Raw genomic sequence first — 18,217 nt, forward strand, 5'->3', positions numbered from 1 at the left:
GGCGGCCTGCGGTGAAGCGCGATTCCGATAGCGGCGGGGAGGGACGTCCATCGGTCGTGCCGACGATCAGTCAGGTCGCGAAGGCTTCCGGAGTTTCGCGCGCCACCGTATCGCGCGCCTTCTCGCGGCCGGAGATGCTGACCGAGGAGACCGTCCGGCGCGTCAAGGAAGTCGCGGGCAAGCTCGGTTATGTGCCGAACCAGGTCGCGCGTGCGCTTTCGACCGGACGCCACGGCAACGTCGCGCTCATCGTCTCGGATGTCGCGAACCCGTTCTTTCCGCCGCTGATCAGGGCGGCGCAACTGCGCGCCGACCAGGCCGGGCTGTGCGTCTTCCTCGGCAATTCGGACGAAGATCCAGCGCGTGAGGAGTTGCTGGTCGGCCGCTTCATCGGCCAGGTGGAGGGGCTTGTCCTCGCCTCGTCGCGCCTGGACGAAGAGCGTATCCGCCGTCATGCGACGCGCCGGCCGCTGGTGCTCATCAATCGCGATATCGAAGGCATTACGCGGGTCCTGATCGACACCGCGCCGGGCGTGGCGGCTGCGATCGCGCATCTGGCCGAGCTGGGGCATCGGCACATCGCCTATGTCAGCGGCCCCACGACGTCGTGGTCGAACCAGCAGCGGCGCAACGCTGTCCGGCGCGAGGCGGAGAAGCGCGGGCTCAAGGTGATCGCCGTGCCCGCGCGTCCACCCTCCTACGACACCGGCCGGCTGGCGGCCACCCAGATCGTCGCCAGCGGCGTCACCGCGGCGATCGCGTTCGACGACCTTGTCGCTCAAGGCCTCATGGCAGGGTTAGCTGCGCTCGATGTCGAGGTGCCCAAATCGTTCAGCGTCGTCGGCTGCGACGACGTCCTCGGCGAAACCACCTATCCGCCGCTCACCACCGTGTCGGCGCGCTGCGCCGACGCCGGCGACGTCGCGGTCGGTCTGCTGCTGAGCCAGATGAATGGCGGCGTATCGGGCGAGATCCGCCACAAGCTGAATTCCCATCTCGTCATTCGCGCCTCGACCGGGCCGGCCCCTTTGAAGCGGCGAGGCCGCTGACGATTTAGTCAATGGCCTTCGAAAGCGGCAACGGATCGCAATTGACACGCAACCGGTTGCATGCGAGCTTTTTCGCAGGATTTGTCCCATTCTGTATTGCGAGAATGACCCTCATGATGAGACCCGTCGGCAGGTTCGGCTACATCACGCGTTCCGAGGACAACATTCGCCCGGCGAATTCGGGGCGCCGGTCATGGATGTCGGCCGCGCTGTCGCTGGCGCTCGCCGTCGCCGTGCCGGCGTTTGCGTCTCCTGCTTCGGCGGAGAAACTGACCATCTGGAGCGGGTGGCCTGATCTGGCCCCGTTCTACAAGCGCGTCGGCGACCAGCTGAAGAGCAAATACCCGGATCTCGAAATCAGCGTTGAGGCCATTGCGCTACGCGAGCACGAGAAGCGGTTGGCACTGTCGCTTTCATCAGGCGCGGCCGGGGACGTCATCGAGATGGAGGTCGAGGCGGCACGGTATCTCGAGGCTGGCCTCATCCCGGAGCCGCCGGCGTCGATCGTCGATTTCGTCAAAGCCAATTACGACATGACGCGCGTGAAGACCGCCATGTACGAGGGCAAGATCTTCGGTGTGCCGCTATTCCAGGGGCAGGGCGCGCTTTTCTACAACACCGAGATGTTCGCAAGGGCCGGCCTCGACGGTCCGCCCAAGACCATGGCCGACTACACCGCTTATGCGCAGAAGCTCGCGCAGCGCGATGCGTCCGGCGTGCCAACGGTGAGCGGATGGAGTTTGCGTCTCAGCGGCGGCGGTTCGGGCATCGCCGAGAAGTACTGGACCATCCTCTATAATCACGGCGGAACGCTGTTGCAGGAGAAGGGCGGAAAATGGCGCGCCGCCTATGCGAGCGAGGCCGGTCGCACCGCGCTCAAGCAGTATCTCGACAACGTCGTGGTTTACCGGACGGTGACGCCCGAGATGAAGGCCGATGCGGAAGCCTTCGAGCTCGGCCAGACCGCGATGTTCATCCGGGAATCCTGGGTGATCGGCGACGTCGCCAAGAAGGCGCCCAATCTCAAATACGCCACGGCTCCACTGCCCAAGGGCACGCTGATGGTCCCGGTCGATCTCTACGTGCCGAACAAGGGACCCAAGAGCCAGATCGCCTGGGATTTCGTGCAAAAGGCCAACGAGCCGGAAAATCTGCTCTGGCTGCTCGAGAACACGGCTTGGGTCCCGAACCGCAAAGGCCTCGACTACTCCACCGTGCTCAAGAAGATCCCGCAGCTCGACGCCTTCGTCAACACGCCGCCCGGCCACGTCTTCTTCACGGTCCCGGCGATCAGCCCTGCCAGCGAAATCCTCACCCGGCTCGCGGCGCGGCTGGAGAAGGCGTTCACCGACAAATCGCTGGCCGGCAGCGACGCCGCGATCGATGCTTTTCTGAAGGCCGCGGCTGAGGAGAGCGACAAGATCCTGGCCCGGGAAGACCTGCTGGCCAAACCCTAGACTCCATCGACAGGGACTCACTCAATCCAGGCGCCGGTGGCTGACCGGCGCCTGCCGGAGGATGCATGCGCACCACGCCGAAATGGCTGTTTCCAGTTCTGGCGTTGCTTCCGGTCCTCGGCCTCTATGGCTGTATCCGCGTCTATCCGATCATCGGGACGCTGCGGCTCAGCCTCTTTCAGTGGAATATCATCTCGCGGCGCAAGCCGTTCGTCGGTTTCGCCAACTTCGTCGAGCTGGCGAGCGACCCGCTGTTTCTCGAAGCGATCTTCAACACCACCATCATCGCCTTTAGCGTCGTGGCGATCACCATCCCCGTCGCGCTTGCGCTCGCCGCCTTGATCAACACCCGGCAGGGGCTGCGGCGCAGCGGCGTCTATGAGGCCTCGGTCTTCCTGCCGCACGTCGTCTCGCTGGTTCCGGCGGCGATGGCCTGGAAATGGATTTTCGACGCCCGGCTCGGACCGCTCAACGCCCTGATCGGCCTTGTCGGGATTCCGGCCCAGTCGTGGCTGTTCGACCCTGTCCTGTCGCTGGTGTGCCTGATCGTTCTCTGCTCCTGGCAGGCGATCGGCTATGCCGTCTTGATCTTCCTGGTCGGACTGAAGAACGTCCCGGAGGCGCTCTACGAGGCGGCGCGCCTCGACGGCGCCTCGTCGTTTCAGGCCTTCCGCTACATCGCCGTGCCGCTGCTAAAGCCTGTCATGCTGTATGTGTCGGTCATCACGCTGATCTCGTCCTACAACATCTATGCGCAGGCCTTCGTGCTGGCATCGGATGTCCAGGGTGCGCCGGGGCATCTCGTCCGGGTCCTCGTCCTCGACATGCTTGAAAACAGCTTTCGTAACTACCGGGTTGGCTACGCTGCCGCCGAAGCCGTCGTACTGCTCGTCATCGTCCTCATTTTGACCAGCGCGCAGTTCAGGCTGTTCCGCGACAGGAGCCGCGCATGAGCGAGCACGAACGCGAGCATCCGTCCGTCGTTGGTCAGAACGGTGTCGTCGGCCTCGTGATCGACGCCGTTCTGGGCGCCGTCAGCCTGATGATGCTCCTGCCGCTGGTCTTCCTGATCAGCAACGCGTTCAAGACGCCGCCGGAGTTGCTGGCATGGCCGCCGACCGTCATCCCGCACCAGCCGACGCTGGACAACATCGTCAGCGTCCTGCGCGAAACGCCGCTGTTTCGCTGGATCGGCAACTCGCTGATCTTCGCGACACTCTCGACCGCGAGCATCGTCTCCACATCGGCGATCGCAGGTTATGTGCTCGGCAAGTTCGATCTACCGGGAATCCCGGTCATCTTCGGCGTCATCATCGCGACGGCGGTCGTTCCCTTCGAAGTCTACATGATCCCGCTCTATCTCAACGTCCAGTCCGCCGGACTGTTGAACACCTGGCCCGGGCTCCTGGTCGGCTATCTCATCATGAGTTTCGGCATCTTCCTGGTGCGGCAATATGTGATGACGTCGATCCCTGACGAGCTGCTGGAAGCTGCCCGGGTGGATGGCGCGGGGGAGCTCTGGATCTTCCTGCGGATCGTGCTGCCGCTGATGCGCGGCCCGTTGGGCGCTCTTGCCGTGCTGGCGTTCTTTCAGGCCTGGACTGCCTTCGCGTGGCCGCTCGTCGTCATGACCAACAAGGAAACCTATACGCTCGAGGTCGGGCTCGCCTTGTTTCAGACCGGCTTCACCGTGGACATCGGTCGCCTCAGCGCTGCCGCGGCGCTGGCGCTGGTTCCGAGCGCACTGTTCTTCTCGCTGATGCGTCGAAATTTCGTGCGCGGCGTGGCCTCCAGCGGCCTGAAGGAGTGACGGGTTGGTTCTGGTGAAACTGGTGCGGCAGGTCTGCGATCGAAACTTGAACTTGGCGCATTTCGTTCTGTTGGTGATAGTGTGACAGCGCCAGTCATTCCCGGCGGCCGACGGCAAGCGAATTCCGTTCGCATCCTGCCGGCCAGTCGCCACGGTCTGCCAAGGTCAGCGTCTTGGTTCGCGTTGATTGGAAGTGCGTAAAAAGTTCATAGGAAAGCAAGCCAGGCGGGAATGGATCGTGAGTTTCTTCGAGCGTCTAAAGACAGAAGCATCGGCTGAGTGGCGGGCCTACACCGAGCATCCCTTCACGGACGGATTGGCAGATGGCTCGCTCCCTGAAGCCGCATTTCGTCACTACCTTGCTCAGGACTATCTGTTCCTCATCGAGTTCGCGCGCGCCTATGCGCTCTCGGTCTACAAGTCGCCCAAGCTTGCCGACATGCGTGAAGCTGCGGCCGGCCTGTCGGCCATCCTTGATGTCGAAATGAGCCTTCATGTGAAGCTGTGTGCCGGTTGGGGTCTATCCCCGAGTGACCTTGAACAAACTCCTCCGGCGGTCGAGATGCTGGCCTACACACGCTACGTGCTCGATGCTGGAATGCGCGGCGATCTGCTGGCGCTCAAGGTGGCACTTGCCCCCTGCGTGATCGGGTACGCGGAGATCGCAACGCGGCTCGCCTTGCGACCCGATGCGGACGCCAGGACGAACGCCTATCGGATTTGGATCGACGAGTACGCTGGCGTGCCATACCAGGAGGTCGCGGCGAAAGCGCGTGCGCATTTGGAGCATCTCGCCGATCTCTACGCCACGCCGGCTCGTGAGGCAGAACTGATTGCCATCTTCAAGGAAGCCACTCGGCTCGAGGCAGACTTCTGGGAAATGGGCTGGCGTGTGGGCCAGCGTGTTGAATAGCCCTTCGGCAATCGTCAAGCTCATCACCCGAAGGTCAACCAGTCAATCGCATCGGGGCAGGCTGCTATTGGTCTTGGATTGCGAGACCACTTCACTACGTGAACGAGGCCCCCGGTGCGCAAGCGCCGTCCTCGCCAACGATAGGCGAGATGCAGGATCGCCAAGTCATTAGTAATGTTCAGTCGCGTGCAGTGCTGGAGATGGAGATCCTGGCACGCCATCGCTCTTCAAACGTGTCAGAGCCCTCTTTCAGCGCCAACGCTTGTGCATCGAGGGGATTGCCGGGCTTGTTAGCAATGAGGATACCTGTAGCTTCTCCGCGAGAATCAGGTCGGGGACGCTGCTCTGTAGGCCATTCCAACAATGCTTTCGACAGCATGGGTTTGCCCGCGTACCAGCATTTTCGTCCGTCGATGATACGGTAGGACCACCATTGCCCTTGCGGATTTGGCGGCATTGCGGCGCTGCATTGTTGCTTGGCATGCAGGCTGTTCATTTCGAGCGATGAGAGCGCAACAATGCCAACGGTTAAAGAAAACGCTTGGAGTGGTTTGCGCATGGGCGGGCTCAATTGCCGTGCTGCTGCAATCGACTTACAGCAACGATTAAAGCGGGCCGCTCGAGAACTTCCACCAACTCTTCAAGGATACGCGCATTGTCCTTGGGACGGGGCTGAAGGAACTTTTCCAATATGAGTTGCGCGTCGCTAATCGCTTCCAGGGCTAATTGCTGATCAGTCATCACTACTTACTCATCAATTAGTTGCGCTGAGAAAGCCAGCGAAGGCAGCGATCAAGTCAGCTTTGAGGAATATCCCCGCTCTTATATTCACTTTTTATTTCAAATCTCGCGGTGTCACCTCGGTCAATGTGCGAAATAATCCCACTAGAACGTAGGTAGCCCTCTCGCGCTACCAATTCCCCCGAGGGCGATTCCGAGCCTGCCATGGCGAGCTCATGCTCAATGCCGGCAGACGATCGCCCTTAACCGCGACCATCCGCAACGGCATGGAGGTTCGCTAACCGCTTGAGTCACGAACGGCGAAGTTCGCTCTACGGTCGGCGGTGGCGTCAGGCGTCGGCGATTAGTGAGGCGATGTCCTCGATCGGACGCCGGCTAAAGTCCTTCACGAGCTCCCCTAAGATCTTGTCTCTCAGGTCCCGATTGAAGTGCTTGCGCATCTCTCCCAGGGTTCTGGGGTCGGAGACGACGACCAAGTGTTCTATGGTCCCGTCCAGGCTGAGCTTGTTCAGGAAAGCGGCCGTCGCTGCCGCGAAGTCGTCCTCGACGAGCCGCCTCCCGTCGGGGTTGGCAGAGCCGGTACGATGCCGCGCACCCGAGCCCGAGTGGGCGGACTGAGGCGGAGCCGCCGTGATCTCGACCAAGTGCACTCCAGGTTTCACGCCCGTATTGTGGAACAGGCGGATCGTCTGGCCGTCAGCGACAGCTACTGTCGCACCGGTAGGCAGAATCATCGAAAGACCTCCTGTTCACGATCCCGCGCGAACACGGCGGGCTATGTACTTGTCAGCCGGCGTCTTGCCGCATCTCTTAAGCTCCCGGCACGGAACTCCTCAGAGCAGGGCAGTACAACGACCGCCGAAAGGAAACGGCGCGGCGCGCACGGCGATCTTGGCGGCCGAGAAGTCGGTGCGCTGGAGAACGCCTTCCCGGCCGGTCGACGATCGCTCGAAGATTGAGTCCAAGGCGGTCGAAAGGAAAATCACCTCTCGCTATGGAGTCGATAGCCGACCGTTATCGGAATGACTGAAAGACGCTTGGCGCCGCGGCGGGACTACGGCGCTTCCCTCTGCCGGCGTTTACCCGGCGTCGTCTCGACGCGGGTCGGCTACGTCAAGGACGCCACCCACCGCAACCGCGCCACGCACGCGGCAGCGATGGAGATCGCGTCCGGTTCGACCAGGACGAGCTTTAGCGATCGGCAAGAGTTCTTCTTCCAGATGTTCCGCGCGCCATGGTCGGCGCCCCTAGGGGAACGTCAGGCCGAATGCAGCCGGATCGGGCTGCTCGCCCTTCCGGGGAACCAAGAAGCGCTCCAACCCACCCGGCACGAAGCTGAGCAGCAGGGTCGCCTGGTCGCCGACCACCTCGATCGTATGCGGCACACCGCGGGGAAGAGCCGCGTAGGCGCCTGGCCCCACCTCGATACGGGTATCGCCGACCTGCGCGATTAGCTTCCCTTGCACCACGTATAGCAGCTCGTCCTCGCGCGTGTGGGTGTGCAGCGGCGGTTCTTCCCCGGCCCGCACCGTCCACAGGACCGTGCCATATTCGCCTCCGGACTGGCTGCTCTCCACCTTCATCTCGACGCTCGAGCCTCCGCTCGAGGTCACTGTCTCGCCGCCGTGCGGCGCCGTGAGAACCGGCTTGTGAACTGACATTGTAACCTCCTGATTGCGCGTCGGATGAGCCCGGCACCGTGCAAGCATGGAATTCCGTGCGGCGAATTGGAAATGACGTCACGCCATGAAATCAATAGCTGCACGTCATGATGGCGGTTCGCTTTCCGCATCGGGCTCGCGTGCATCCGACGTTGACTGCTCGAGCAGATCGGTCGGCATCCTGATGGCCTCCGTTGGCTTCAGGACTTCGCTCTCGCGCAGTTGTTCGATCTTATGCAGCATCTGAGCTTCGCCCGACATTGATCCGGGTAGTCGTTCTCCGCGGCCTTGCAATCGATATCTTGCTGTTCGTTCCGGCTTATCATGATGATCAGCGCTGCGTTGCCGCCCGAACGCCGCGGCGTGCCGATAACGGTCGGCTATCGACTCCATGGCAAGAGGTCATTTCCCATTTTTCGGTGCTGGACCCAATCTTCGAGCCATCGTCGCCCGCCCGCGTGTACGGGCCGAGCTTGGCGTCCCGTTGGACGATCGCAGGCCAGGAGTTCCCCAGATGCTGATCAAATATTCATCCGACATTTCCTTTCCCGGCGAGGTCGAGAGCCATCTGCCGGAGGATGTAGTCGTGCTTGCGGACAGAGCCGGTGTCGCGCTTGGGGTGCAGCGCCCACTCCGTGTGAGAGTGCGGAGCGTCAGCGATCACGGCAGCGGTGTTATCGCGTCCAGACGCGTGGAGATTCCGCTCGTCGGGGGCGACGGCGAGATCTCCGGGGTCCTGTTCCGAACCGCCCCACGGTCCAGCACGCGCCGCGTGGCCTTCGCCCGCGGCTCGGAGGGGGAGAGGTCGACCGGGGACGCGGCGCAGTTCGTCGTCCACGACATCAACAACCTTCTCGCCGTGATCGGCGGCGGCCTGCGGCTGCTCGAGTGCCAGAGCGACGCCGCGTATCGAAAGGCGATCGTTGGCAAAATGCAGGAGGCGATTGCGCGAGGCGTGTCGCTCAGCCGTCAGCTCCTCGATACTGCGCGACCATGCCGCAAGTCGATCGACGGCTTTATCGCAGGCAATCGTCTCGCAGCGATCGCGAGTACGCTTGACTGGGCGTTGCGCCCGGACATCACTGTCCGCACCGAGATCGCGCCTGACTTATGGACCTTCAACGCCGACCCGGAAGAGCTGTACTTTGCGCTCCTGAATCTCTGCCGAAACGCAGACGATGCCATGCCGGCCGGCGGCACGATCACCGTTGCGGCGCGGAATGTCGAGCCGTTTAGCGCGGACCGCGGGTTCGTTGAGATTGTCGTCGCCGACGAGGGGGAGGGCATGTCTGAGGAGGTCCTGTCGCAGGCGTTCCTTCCGTACTTCACGACAAAGGCGGCTGGCGGCGGCAGCGGCATCGGACTCGCCCAGGTTCGGCGCTTCGCCGAAGGACGGAGCGGTGCGATCAGTATAGAGAGCGAGCGAGGTGGCGGCACGCTGGTCCGCCTCTTTCTCCCGCGTGTCGACGATGCGAGGGGCCGGAGCAGCTTTGTCGGCACGCGGATCACGCGCACGCCGTCATCCAAAACTCCCCGCGGTCAGTGACTACCGCGGTGTGGCAGGAAGGCCGGACAATCGACCACATCGCGGCGCTCTAGGAATGAGATACAATTATGTTTTCCGTGATCTTCGAAGTCCTCCCCCATAAAGGGAAGTGCGATAACTACCTCGACAACGCCAACATCCTGCGCCCCGAGCTGGAGCAGGTCGAGGGCTTTGTCGACAACATCCGCTACAAGAGCCTGACACGCGAGGGCTGGATCCTTTCGCTTTCGAACTGGCGAGACGAGAAGTCGCTCGTCCGCTGGCGCATCCGCATGCGCCATCACGAGGTCCAGCAGAAGGGCCGCGATGAAATACTCGCGGACTACCATCTCCGCGTCGGTCAGATCACTGCCGACAATAAGGTGCCCGCGGGTTACGCCCTCACGGAGCAGCGGCTCGATGAGACCGAAATCGGGGAGGGGATGACGGTCACGCTGATCAACGCGACGCGCCCCGCGGAGTGGAAACAGACCAACAACCCGTACGACTGCGCGGAGTGGCTCGGACTGAGCCCTTGGGCCGCCGACTTCACGTCGTGGGACATCTTCGAAGCAGTGCTCACGCCTGGCGATCTGATTCTGCTCATGTCCTGGAAGGACGCCGCCGCAGCGCAGGCTTACGAGGACGCTTCCGCGCCGAATGACAAGGCAAGGGTTCGTAGAGTGCGGATCGTGCGCGACTACGGGAAATACGACCGTCGCGAAGCACCTCAATACTTCGAAGATGCCAAGGGCGGCGAGACCCTCCATGCCTGACGCCGCTCCGTCGGGAAGGGCCATGCTGCCGCGAGTTCGCCTCTGGGTTCGCAATGCCGCCCGGTCCCGCGTTTTGCGGGGCTTGGCAAGAAACAGACGATTGGCGGTTGACGAATTATCGTTGAGGCTTGCTCCGCTAGCTGTCGCACGATTGATTTCTGCGTTGACGAACATGTCCTGGGGGCGGGTACACGCGGGGCCGCCGCCCGTCCGGTTCTCGGCCACCTCGCATGCACTATCCCGGCTCTCAGAAACTCCTGAAAGCGTGTCCGTGCGTCCTAATCAATAGGCCAGGCCGTTCCAACCTGCGCACGCAAGTCTCATCTACTCCCCATCGCGACGTGCCTGTCACGCCGTCGATTGCAAAGGCTCGTCTCTATCGACAGTCGCACCTTGACGGAGAACATAACAACCCATGGAGCTTCATCAGGTTCGCTACTTCCTCGCCGTCGCGTCCACCCTCAACTTCACCCGCGCGGCCGAGCAGTGCAATGTCACGCAGCCCGCGTTGACCAAGGGGGTGCAGAAGCTCGAGCAGGAGCTCGGCGGCCAGTTGATCTACCGCGAACGCCAGCTCACCCAACTCACCGATCTTGGAAAGGAAGTCCTTCCGATGCTGGAGCGCACACTGGCCTCGGCAGAGGCGGTGCGTCGCCGAGCCCAGGAGTTCCAACGCAAGGATGTTGCGCCACTGAAGATCGGCCTGGCCCCCTCCATCTCGGCGTCGCTCGTCCTCGATCCGATCGCGGAGATCGCGAAGTTCGTCCCTGGACTTCACGTCGAGCTGCGCGAGGGCGCGGCGAAGAAGCTCGTCGACCTCTTGCTCGAGGGCGAGATCAACGTCGCAATGGTCGGCGACGTGCAGGATGTGCCCGCCCGGATCGACGACTGGTCGCTGTTCGAGGAGCGCTACGTTGTGGTTCTTGCGCCGACGCACCGGCTCGCAAATCGTCCCTCGATCGGCATCGACGACCTCCGCGAGACCATCTTGCTGGAGCGCGCCGACTGCGACGTGGCCCCGAAGATCCAGAAATCGTATTTCCCCGAGAGCCCGCCCCAACTTGGCCACTGCAGCGGTCACGACCTGCACCTGCAGCACATGGCCGCGGCCGGCCTTGGCGTGATACTCGCGCCCGAGCACATGCCGCGCCTTCCGACGCTCAAGACCATCCCGCTCGAAGGCAACCTGGTTTCACGGGAGGTGCGCCTACTGGCTGTGCAAGGGCGCCGCTACTCCCCGGCGCTGGACGCATTCGTCAAGGTCGCGCGGCTTCGCGACTGGTCGGTCGAAGCCCCGACCGGGGCGTGCCGCACGCAGCGGTCCCGGTGGTGTCGGGGGCGCCCGCATGACCACGACACGCACGCCGGCGGCCAGCCGCTTCCAGCCAATCGATCCTCAGCCCGATGACTCCCAACCGATGTTAAATCAGACCAACAAGACACTCGCCCGGATTCGCGCCGAGCTGTTGACGACGTTCAGCGCCGCGGATTGGGAATCATACAACCACCTCGTGCGCTGGCTCCGAGATACCGACGTGGCATCGCACGCTCTGAAGGTTGGAGACGCCGCGCCGAACTTCCTCCTGCCGGACGCTGACGGCCGTCTCCACTCCTCCGAACGGCTGCGCCGCAAAGGGCCCCTCGTGCTGAGTTTCTTCCGAGGCGGCTGGTGTCCTTTCTGCACCGCTGAGCTTTGCGCCCTGCAGGCTGCAAAGGATGAGTTCGAGAGCATCGGTGCGACCCTCGCAGTGGTGACACCCGAGACGAGGGACTTCCCGCGGCAGCTCAAGCGGAGCCTGGGCTTGGACCTGAAGGTGCTCTCCGACGTCGACTATGGCGTTGCCATATCGTACGGCGTGCTGTTCCGGGTGCCAGACGAGACCAAAGCGCACTATTCCAGGCTAGGATTCGACTTCGGCGCTCGGCACGGGTCACCGGAGTGGATGCTACCTATTCCCGCGACCTATGTGATTGACGCGGACGGCCAGATCCGCAGCGCATTCGTCGAGCCGGACTTCACGATACGAGAGGAGCCGACGCAAATCCTGGCCGCACTGCGCCAGGCCGCTTCCACGTCCGAGTGAGGGCAGAGAAGATGGAGAGCAACCTTCTCGACGGCTGATCGCAGACGGACGGGACGCCGACGTCGCTTCTGTCCGACGATACCTGCCGCCTATCGAATACATGTCCAAAGGGAATTTCTAATTTCATGGGCCGCGTCCGATCTTCCGGAGTGCCCGGCCCGGCCGAACACGCGCGGTCGGCCCCACAGCGATTGAAATGGTGATTTGAAGCCGTCGCGCTGAATCACTGTGCAACGCGCGAGCGGTAAAGGAGATCCCCATGAAATTATCGAAGACTATCGGCCTCGCTGTTGCCGTCTCGCTGGTCACCGGCGCCGTGGCAGCGCTCGCGCAGATCAACGGAGCAGCTCCGGCCAGCCCGACCGCGAACGTGGTGGACGGCGCTGGGCACCTGCGCGTGCCGGCGGACTACCGAACCCTCTACCAAGCGCTCGGCACCTGGGCGATTGCGGCTGAGAGCGGCCAGGGCTCGAATGAAATCCACGCCGTCTACGCATCCCCGGGGGCGATCGACGCCTACCGGAAGACGGGGCATTTCCCGGACGGCGCCGTTCTGGTGAAAGAAGTCTTCGCGACTTCGACCAACGAGATGACCACCGGCACGGTAAGCCACGCCGACAAGCTCAAGGGCTGGTTCGTCATGGTGAGAGACAGTAAGGGAACGCACCCCGGCAACCCGTTGTGGGGCGACGGGTGGGGATGGTCGTGGTTCGACGCGGACAAGCCGCTCAAAACCACCTCGACGGACTACCGTTCCGATTGCCAGGGGTGCCACGTGCCGGCCACGGCCACGGACTGGATTTATGTGAATGGGTATCCAGTGCTGCGTCACTAAGCGATCGTATGCGTGGGGCTTTCGCCCTGCCGCAGCTTCGCCGAGGCAATTTCTAATCCCGCCAGCTGGTGCGGCATGATTGAAGAACCTATTGCGATCAGTCGGTTCGATTCTCGATCTTCGGGGCTGACCGATGTTCAGAGTACAAACGAGCCGATGGAGTTCGACGTGTCCCTCTCGGTCTATGACATAACTGTCCCCGTCATGGTGCACGGACTGAACGTGATGAATGACTATCTCGACCACGCCCAAGCACTCGAGCGGACCAGGGGATGTGAGCCTGGAAGGATCCTTGGCGAGCGGCTCGCGTCCGACATGCTGAGTTTCGGAGAACAGTTTTCTGTAAGCTGCAATAAGGTCGACGCCCACATGGCGAAGCTGATGCAGCGCGATGCGCCGGCTCCGCAAAACACCCTCATGGTGTACCCGGCACTGAAGGGGCGGCTCCTCGAGACGCGCGGCTTCCTGCAAAACCTGCAGCCGGACGAGATTGCCGGCGCGCAGTCCCGCACATACGAACTGACACCGCCTATCGTGCGCGGGTGGTTCGGCGGCGACGACTACATCCGGCACCTGGTGCTACCCGACTTCTTCTTCCACATCGCGATTGCGCACGCGATCCTTCGGCACCTGGGAGCGAAGATCGGGAAGCGCGACTACCTCGCCAACCTCAGTCAGCAGAGCGGAGGTGACTACTCGTGAGCGGCAGGCGCGGTGCGCGACACGAGCCGAAGCTTTCAAGATTGTCGTTGTCATGGCCGGAATCACGCGTGCGCCGCACCTGATCTGACGAGAGAGCTAATGGTGAAGAGAATACCAGTCATCGGTGTGCATTTGTGGCCGACCCAACGTAGCTGCTCGCTCAAGATCAAGTATCGATCTACGGAATCCGCCATTGAACATATGCGCAAAGTCGGCCGTCCAAAGTTCGCGCCGGACATTGCATACTGATGGGTGGCGTCGACGGTTTGACGGCGGCTCGGCGCCGCTGGGTAATGCTCTGCATCTTGCTTGGACTTGGTCTAAGTTCCCTCGGAAGCGCGATCGTGAACATCGCCTTGCCAAACATCTCGCGTTCATTCGCAAGTAGTGACGCCGCGACCGTTTGGGTCGTGAATGCCTATCAGCTTTCGGCAACGGTCTGCTTGTTGCCTGTTGCAAGTCTGGTCGAATCACTCGGTCTGAAGCGCGTTTATACCGCCGGCCTGGCTATTTTTGTTTTCGCGTCGTTGGGTTGCGCTTTCGCTCCAACATTACCGATGCTGGTGAGTGCGCGCTTGATTCAGGGGCCGGGGCAGCTGGAGTTTCTGTGGCCGGCATGGCATTTGTACGCGTGATTTATCCGCATCACATGGTCAGCAAGGGCTTCGCGTTGGTCGCATTAGCGGTGGCGATACCTGGAGCATTGGGCCCCACCATCGCGGCGGCAATACTTGCCGTGGCAAAATGGCCCTGGCTATTTTTGGTGAATGTGCCGTTCGGCCTCACTGTTCCGCTATTTATCGCCGCTGCACCACCAGACGTTCGGGTTGCGCGCTCTCTCGATCTGATCGGGACCGCTCTCAATGCGCTGGCGTTCGGACTTTTCGTCGTCGGTGTCGGCACGCTGGGTACTGGCGATGGGCGCATTGCGACGGGAGAGATCGTAGCGGGCCTCTTCTGTCTTGGTCTCTTCGTTCGACAACAGCTCGGGCACCCGATGCCAATGTTGCCATTCGATCTTTTCCGTATACCTCTGTTTACCCTATCGGTGTGGACCTCCGTCTGCTCCTATGCAGCGCAAATTCTGGCTTACGTCTCCTTGCCGTTTCTATTTGAGACGAGGATGCATCTTTCGGCCGTGGAAACAGGTTTTCTTCTGACAACCTGGCCGTTCATGACTGCCGTCACGGCCCCAATTGCCGGCCGCTTGACGATCCGCCACCCCGCTTCGGTGATCTGCAGCATTGGTTTGGCGTTGTTGGCGGTCGGTTTGCTCCTGATGGTCTTCTTGCCGACAACTCCGGCGAGATGGGATGTCGTATGGCGACTGGCTCTTTGCGGTATCGGCTTTGGTCTTTTTCAGACCCCGAACAACACGGCGATGATGACGGCTGGACCCGTAGGGCGCAGCGGGGCCGCAAGTGGGATGAATGCCTCGGCTCGCTACATCGGATGGTCACTTGGTTCCGCGTTGGTCTCGCTGATCTTCGGATTGGGCGGAGACCAAGGCGCCGTCTTTTGTTTGGTCGCCGGAATGGCCTTCGCTCTGACGGGAGTCGCCACCAGCAGCGCTCGTCGGTTCAGATAGCGTCCAAATGCGGGACGCTGCACCTCGTCTCCGTTGATATCTGCGCCATGTGCTCGCTGCTGCAGACAAACGTGGCTTGTGACAAGCCGCCGCAGAACTCGCGGTTCTAGAATCAACGATCAGCCATGACGCTCCGCTGAACGGATTCGGTTGAATTCCGTGCTCTCTAAGTTGCGTCCGCTTTCGCCATGACCGTTGTCAGGGTCATCGAAGCGGCAAAGGCGCCGCCGATTGAGGTCGCGGCGGCTATGGCGAGGCCGACTTCGTAGCCGGACGAGAAAGACGCGACGCCGGCGGCCAGTGCCACCCCGGCGAGCTGCGCAACCCTACTCGCCGCATTGTTGATGCCGGAGGCGAGTCCTTCGTCGGCCTCGTCCACACTCGACATGACCGACGCGGTGAGCGGCGCCACGAGCACAGCGAAGGACAGGCCGAGCAGGGTCATAGGTCCGATCACGCCGAGCATCAGGGATTCTTTCTCGCCGAGCGCCATCAGGATATAGGCGAGTGCCGCACCCAGCGGTCCCGCGATGAGCATGGCCCGCGCGCCAATCTTGTCTGCAAGCCGGCCGAACAGATTCGACAAGAGCCCTACGCCAAGCGTGAAGGGTAGGAATGCCAGCCCGGCGTCGGTCGACGACAGGGCGCGGCGATCGATGAGCTCAAAGGGCAGCAGAAAGAACATGATGGAAACCCCCGCATAGACCATCAGGGTGACAACGTTCAGCCCGAGGAAGGCGCGGTTCCCCGCCAAGCGAGGTGGCGTCATCGGGTGCTCGCTTCCGCGCTCCCAGAGCGCGTAGACGGCGAGCCCGGTAATGCCAAACCCGGTGACAATCACGAGCACTGTGCCCGACGGGCGGGAAGCGTCCGCGGCGGCCTGAACTTCACGAGGGCCGATTTGGCTAAGCGCCCAGGCAAGCGCTCCGATCGCCGAAGCGAGGATCGCGGCGCCAATCACGTCGAATCTGCGCTGGATGCGACCATCCTTCGGCGCAAAGACCAGCAGAACTCCCACTGCCGCGAGCGCGAGCGGCGGGTTGATCCAGAACACGGATGGCCAGCCAAAGGTCTCGGTGAGCCAGCCGCCCAGGACAGGACCTCCGGCGGTGGTGAGAGCCGACGCTGCGGCCCATACGCCGATCGCTCGGTTCCGCTCTGCGCGCGGATAGGTGGCCCCGATCAGGGCGAGGCTGGCGGGGGTAACGATCGCTGCGGCTGCTCCCTGCGCGACGCGGGCAGCGATCAGCCAGGCGGGCGAAGGCGCCATCGCGCAAGCCGCGGATGCCAGACCGAACAGCACGCAACCGAACCCGAGCATGCGCGCCTTGCCGTAAACGTCGGCGAGCGCGCCGCCGATCAATGTCAGCGAGGCGAGCGCCAGCATGTATCCGTTGAGAACCCATTGAACCGAGGCGAGGTCCGCCGCCAAATCTGAGCGCAATTTCGGTAACGCAACGGGCAACGCTGTCGCATCGATGAACGCCATCGAGGACGCGAGCACACAGGCCGCGAGCACCATGCGCCGGCACCGAGGCGGAGCTTCCCGGCCGAGCTCTCGCGGGCAGGGCTCTGCGTCGATCACGCCACGGCTGCACCCCTCTGCAAACGGCTGCGCCTCGTTGCGACACGCTCGCCGTCTCCGGTTTGCAGGATTGGTCATTCGCAGTCTTATTTCGGGTTGAAGGTGGTTCCGACAGCCATCTCATATGGTGGCGGTCGGGCCCTGGTGAAGGAAATTATCTCTCGCCATGGAATCGATAGATTATCGTTATTGCCTTGCCGCGCGGCGGCATGCCGTCGCGGCGTGCGCAACTTGCCTTGATTTATGAATGGCAGAGAAGACCGTCGCAGCACTATTCCCCGCTGCAATGGAAACTATGCATGCCGGCTATTGGAGAATGTTACCCCGCGCTGCCATCAATGGGTACCGCCCGCGGATTTTGTCGAGTGCTGGACAACTGAGATCGTGAAGGCGCCGTCCCCCATGGTCGCTGGCAAGCGATGCCGAACTGACTTTTTATCGCTGGAACGTATCCAGCAAGGAGAAAATAACTGAGGAGACAACTCACATGAAGGCAATCGCCGTAACGGACCAGGCCGCGGGAACGGCCGGGATGAAGCTGGTGGAGCGGCCCGAACCGCAGCCAGCGATAAACGACGTCGTCGTTCAAGTTTATGCATCGGGCTTCACTTGGGATGAGCTGACGTGGCCCCCGATGTGGACCGATCGCCTCGATCGTGACCGAACACCGTCGATCCCTGGGCACGAGCTGGCCGGAGTCGTCACCGCTCTCGGCTATGGCACGACGGGATTGTCGGTGGGACAGCGGGTGTTCGGCCTCACGGACTGGTATCGCGACGGCACCTTGGCGGAGTATGTGGCCGTCGAGGCACGCAACCTTGCGCCGCTGCCGGGCGACGTCGACTTCACGGTGGGCGCGAGCCTGCCGATGCCGGGTCTGACTGCGTGGCAGGGACTGTTCGTGCACGGCCACCTTCAGGCCGGGAGGAGCGTCCTTGCGCACGGCGCGGCCGGCGTCGTCGGTTCGATGGTGACGCAACTCGCACGTGAGGCCGGCGCCTACGTCATCGGTACTGGACGCGCCGGCGACCGTCAGGCGGTGCTCGACTTCGGCGCGAATGAGTTCGTCGACCTCGAGAACGACGCTCTAGAAGACGTCGGTGGCGTCGATCTGGTTTTCGATATCTTCGGCGGCGACATCGCGAAGCGGTCCGCAGGCCTAATTCGAGCGGGAGGAGCGCTGGTGACCATCGCCGGGCCGACCGAGGCGCGGCCCGCCGACGGCTTGGCGATCGACTTCGTTGTCGAGTCCGATCGCGCCCAACTAGGTGAGATCGTCCAGCGTGTGCGGGACGGACGACTGCGGACGAACATCGGCACCGTCTCGACCCTCGATGACGCCATCGCCGCCTTCAATCGGACCGAGCGACGCAAGGGGAAGACAATCGTTCGCGTTCGCCCGTGTTGCGAAAAGTGATCCGCGAACGGACACGCCAGTTCGGCTTCGGGCTGCCGCCCAATGATCCCGCGCGCCGCGAAGCGCGCGACCTG

The 18,217-nt window shown here is 62.5% G+C and carries 18 protein-coding genes and 1 pseudogene; 13 read left to right on the top strand and 6 right to left on the bottom strand.

Going from position 1 to position 18,217, the window contains the following annotated elements; genetic code table 11:
• The first annotated feature begins 11 nt into the window (after window positions 1-11).
• The 5 genes from BJ6T_RS15775 (at window position 12) to tenA (ending at window position 5,229) form a co-directional block, all read left to right on the top strand.
• Window positions 12-1,049 (top strand): LacI family DNA-binding transcriptional regulator, encoded by a 1,038-nt coding sequence (locus BJ6T_RS15775; protein WP_014493423.1) that lies wholly within the window; start codon window positions 12-14, stop codon window positions 1,047-1,049.
• A gap of 113 nt (window positions 1,050-1,162) precedes the next feature.
• The gene (locus BJ6T_RS15780) at window positions 1,163-2,506 is read left to right on the top strand and encodes an extracellular solute-binding protein (protein ID WP_014493424.1); all 1,344 of its coding nucleotides are present in this window, start codon (window positions 1,163-1,165) and stop codon (window positions 2,504-2,506) included.
• Window positions 2,507-2,571: 65 nt separating this feature from the next.
• The gene (locus BJ6T_RS15785; protein WP_014493425.1) at window positions 2,572-3,459 is read left to right on the top strand and encodes a carbohydrate ABC transporter permease; all 888 of its coding nucleotides are present in this window, start codon (window positions 2,572-2,574) and stop codon (window positions 3,457-3,459) included.
• Window positions 3,456-4,316 carry a carbohydrate ABC transporter permease gene (locus tag BJ6T_RS15790; RefSeq protein ID WP_014493426.1) on the top strand — a complete coding sequence of 287 codons (861 nt, stop codon included), beginning with the start codon at window positions 3,456-3,458 and terminating at the stop codon, window positions 4,314-4,316. Before BJ6T_RS15785 ends, BJ6T_RS15790 begins: the two co-directional genes overlap by 4 nt.
• A gap of 238 nt (window positions 4,317-4,554) precedes the next feature.
• Window positions 4,555-5,229, top strand: coding sequence for a thiaminase II (gene tenA, locus BJ6T_RS15795; RefSeq protein WP_014493427.1), 675 nt, complete (start codon window positions 4,555-4,557; stop codon window positions 5,227-5,229).
• Window positions 5,230-5,407: 178 nt separating this feature from the next.
• Here the strand turns inward: tenA and BJ6T_RS43600 are convergent, their stop codons facing one another.
• The 5 genes from BJ6T_RS43600 to BJ6T_RS45665 form a co-directional block, all read right to left on the bottom strand.
• On the bottom strand, window positions 5,408-5,788 hold the full coding sequence (locus BJ6T_RS43600) for a hypothetical protein (protein WP_225894846.1): 381 nt from the start codon (window positions 5,786-5,788) through the stop codon (window positions 5,408-5,410).
• An 8-nt stretch (window positions 5,789-5,796) separates the two neighbouring features.
• Entirely contained in the window at window positions 5,797-5,970 is a 174-nt protein-coding gene (locus tag BJ6T_RS47240) for a hypothetical protein (RefSeq protein ID WP_167541696.1), read from the bottom strand.
• Window positions 5,971-6,299: 329 nt separating this feature from the next.
• Entirely contained in the window at window positions 6,300-6,704 is a 405-nt protein-coding gene (locus tag BJ6T_RS15800) for a baeRF12 domain-containing protein (protein ID WP_014493429.1), read from the bottom strand.
• 513 nt (window positions 6,705-7,217) lie between these two features.
• Complete coding sequence (locus BJ6T_RS15805) at window positions 7,218-7,631, bottom strand: cupin domain-containing protein (RefSeq protein ID WP_014493430.1); 414 nt, start codon at window positions 7,629-7,631, stop codon at window positions 7,218-7,220.
• Between the two features lie 105 nt (window positions 7,632-7,736).
• Window positions 7,737-8,024: a hypothetical protein gene (locus tag BJ6T_RS45665; protein WP_141378901.1), complete on the bottom strand. Its 288-nt coding sequence runs from the start codon at window positions 8,022-8,024 to the stop codon at window positions 7,737-7,739.
• Window positions 8,025-8,145: 121 nt separating this feature from the next.
• Between BJ6T_RS45665 and BJ6T_RS15815 the strand changes: the two genes are divergently transcribed.
• The 7 genes and pseudogenes from BJ6T_RS15815 (at window position 8,146) to BJ6T_RS15845 (ending at window position 15,141) form a co-directional block, all read left to right on the top strand.
• Complete coding sequence (locus BJ6T_RS15815) at window positions 8,146-9,177, top strand: ATP-binding protein (RefSeq protein ID WP_043900201.1); 1,032 nt, start codon at window positions 8,146-8,148, stop codon at window positions 9,175-9,177.
• Between the two features lie 68 nt (window positions 9,178-9,245).
• On the top strand, window positions 9,246-9,932 hold the full coding sequence (locus BJ6T_RS15820) for an antibiotic biosynthesis monooxygenase family protein (protein ID WP_014493433.1): 687 nt from the start codon (window positions 9,246-9,248) through the stop codon (window positions 9,930-9,932).
• Between the two features lie 415 nt (window positions 9,933-10,347).
• Entirely contained in the window at window positions 10,348-11,340 is a 993-nt protein-coding gene (locus BJ6T_RS15825; protein WP_014493434.1) for a LysR family transcriptional regulator, read from the top strand.
• Window positions 11,279-12,016: a peroxiredoxin-like family protein gene (locus BJ6T_RS15830; protein WP_028170020.1), complete on the top strand. Its 738-nt coding sequence runs from the start codon at window positions 11,279-11,281 to the stop codon at window positions 12,014-12,016. The genes BJ6T_RS15825 and BJ6T_RS15830 overlap by 62 nt, the downstream gene beginning before the upstream one ends.
• A 259-nt stretch (window positions 12,017-12,275) precedes the next feature.
• On the top strand, window positions 12,276-12,851 hold the full coding sequence (locus BJ6T_RS15835; RefSeq protein WP_014493436.1) for a cytochrome P460 family protein: 576 nt from the start codon (window positions 12,276-12,278) through the stop codon (window positions 12,849-12,851).
• Window positions 12,852-12,863: 12 nt separating this feature from the next.
• Window positions 12,864-13,553, top strand: coding sequence for a DUF1993 domain-containing protein (locus BJ6T_RS15840; RefSeq protein WP_144038001.1), 690 nt, complete (start codon window positions 12,864-12,866; stop codon window positions 13,551-13,553).
• A 293-nt stretch (window positions 13,554-13,846) separates the two neighbouring features.
• Window positions 13,847-15,141: pseudogene (locus BJ6T_RS15845) on the top strand (MFS transporter).
• Between the two features lie 166 nt (window positions 15,142-15,307).
• Here BJ6T_RS15845 and BJ6T_RS15850 read toward each other — a convergent pair.
• Window positions 15,308-16,663 carry an MFS transporter gene (locus BJ6T_RS15850; protein ID WP_014493440.1) on the bottom strand — a complete coding sequence of 452 codons (1,356 nt, stop codon included), beginning with the start codon at window positions 16,661-16,663 and terminating at the stop codon, window positions 15,308-15,310.
• Window positions 16,664-17,213: 550 nt separating this feature from the next.
• Here BJ6T_RS15850 and BJ6T_RS15855 point away from each other — a divergent pair.
• The gene (locus BJ6T_RS15855) at window positions 17,214-18,143 is read left to right on the top strand and encodes an NADP-dependent oxidoreductase (RefSeq protein ID WP_014493441.1); all 930 of its coding nucleotides are present in this window, start codon (window positions 17,214-17,216) and stop codon (window positions 18,141-18,143) included.
• The last annotated feature ends 74 nt before the right edge of the window (window positions 18,144-18,217 follow it).

Source organism: Bradyrhizobium japonicum USDA 6 (assembly GCF_000284375.1).
GTDB classification, from domain to species: Bacteria; Pseudomonadota; Alphaproteobacteria; order Rhizobiales; family Xanthobacteraceae; genus Bradyrhizobium; species Bradyrhizobium japonicum.

Bases quoted from the DNA above. Each gene is read 5' to 3' on its own strand.
- BJ6T_RS15780 (WP_014493424.1), top strand. From the start codon at position 1,163: ATGATGAGACCCGTCGGCAGGTTCGGCTACATCACGCGTTCCGAGGAC.
- BJ6T_RS15785 (WP_014493425.1), top strand. From the start codon at position 2,572: ATGCGCACCACGCCGAAATGGCTGTTTCCAGTTCTGGCGTTGCTTCCG.
- BJ6T_RS15790 (WP_014493426.1), top strand. From the start codon at position 3,456: ATGAGCGAGCACGAACGCGAGCATCCGTCCGTCGTTGGTCAGAACGGT.
- BJ6T_RS43600 (WP_225894846.1), bottom strand. From the start codon at position 5,788: ATGCGCAAACCACTCCAAGCGTTTTCTTTAACCGTTGGCATTGTTGCG.
- BJ6T_RS47240 (WP_167541696.1), bottom strand. From the start codon at position 5,970: ATGACTGATCAGCAATTAGCCCTGGAAGCGATTAGCGACGCGCAACTC.
- BJ6T_RS15800 (WP_014493429.1), bottom strand. From the start codon at position 6,704: ATGATTCTGCCTACCGGTGCGACAGTAGCTGTCGCTGACGGCCAGACG.
- BJ6T_RS15805 (WP_014493430.1), bottom strand. From the start codon at position 7,631: ATGTCAGTTCACAAGCCGGTTCTCACGGCGCCGCACGGCGGCGAGACA.
- BJ6T_RS45665 (WP_141378901.1), bottom strand. From the start codon at position 8,024: ATGGAGTCGATAGCCGACCGTTATCGGCACGCCGCGGCGTTCGGGCGG.
- BJ6T_RS15815 (WP_043900201.1), top strand. From the start codon at position 8,146: ATGCTGATCAAATATTCATCCGACATTTCCTTTCCCGGCGAGGTCGAG.
- BJ6T_RS15820 (WP_014493433.1), top strand. From the start codon at position 9,246: ATGTTTTCCGTGATCTTCGAAGTCCTCCCCCATAAAGGGAAGTGCGAT.
- BJ6T_RS15825 (WP_014493434.1), top strand. From the start codon at position 10,348: ATGGAGCTTCATCAGGTTCGCTACTTCCTCGCCGTCGCGTCCACCCTC.
- BJ6T_RS15830 (WP_028170020.1), top strand. From the start codon at position 11,279: ATGACCACGACACGCACGCCGGCGGCCAGCCGCTTCCAGCCAATCGAT.
- BJ6T_RS15835 (WP_014493436.1), top strand. From the start codon at position 12,276: ATGAAATTATCGAAGACTATCGGCCTCGCTGTTGCCGTCTCGCTGGTC.
- BJ6T_RS15850 (WP_014493440.1), bottom strand. From the start codon at position 16,663: ATGGTGCTCGCGGCCTGTGTGCTCGCGTCCTCGATGGCGTTCATCGAT.
- BJ6T_RS15855 (WP_014493441.1), top strand. From the start codon at position 17,214: ATGAAGGCAATCGCCGTAACGGACCAGGCCGCGGGAACGGCCGGGATG.